This window comes from Brevibacillus sp. HB1.4B (assembly GCF_013284285.1).
Lineage (GTDB): Bacteria > Bacillota > Bacilli > Brevibacillales > Brevibacillaceae > Brevibacillus > Brevibacillus porteri.
This window is the reverse complement of the sequence record NZ_JABSUT010000034.1, coordinates 1-396: the sequence shown is the minus strand read 5'-3', so window position 1 is coordinate 396 and position 396 is coordinate 1. Positions and strand designations below refer to the sequence as shown.

The window sequence follows — 396 nt, the reverse complement described above, 5'->3', positions numbered from 1 at the left end:
CGTTGCCACATGACGTGGCGCTTTTAACTGACCTTCCTTGTCCGTTAAATATAAGTGGTGGAGGCTGACGGGATCGAACCGCCGACCCTCTGCTTGTAAGGCAGATGCTCTCCCAGCTGAGCTAAGCCTCCAAATCACCTACAAAATGTAGGGATCTTTCTAGGTGACCCGTAGGGGATTCGAACCCCTGTATGACAGCGTGAAAGGCTGCTGTGTTAAACCGCTTCACCAACGGGCCAAGATGGCGGATGGAGTGGGATTTGAACCCACGAGACGGTTCGACACCGCCTACACGATTTCCAATCGTGCTCCTTCGGCCGCTCGGACATCCATCCATATGGCTCCTCGGGACGGACTCGAACCGCCGACCGATCGGTTAACAGCCGATTGCTCTAC

Annotated in this window: 3 tRNA genes; all 3 read right to left on the bottom strand. The window is 55.1% G+C overall.

Features of this window, described 5'->3' with window-relative positions:
* Positions 1 to 55 precede the first annotated feature (55 nt).
* The 3 genes from HP398_RS30605 to HP398_RS30595 all read right to left on the bottom strand — a co-directional run bounded on the left by HP398_RS30605 (position 56) and on the right by HP398_RS30595 (position 335).
* A tRNA-Val gene (locus HP398_RS30605) sits at positions 56 to 131 on the bottom strand.
* Positions 132 to 164: 33 nt separating this feature from the next.
* Positions 165 to 238, bottom strand: a tRNA-Glu gene (locus HP398_RS30600).
* Positions 239 to 242: 4 nt separating this feature from the next.
* Positions 243 to 335, bottom strand: a tRNA-Ser gene (locus tag HP398_RS30595).
* Positions 336 to 396 lie beyond the last annotated feature (61 nt).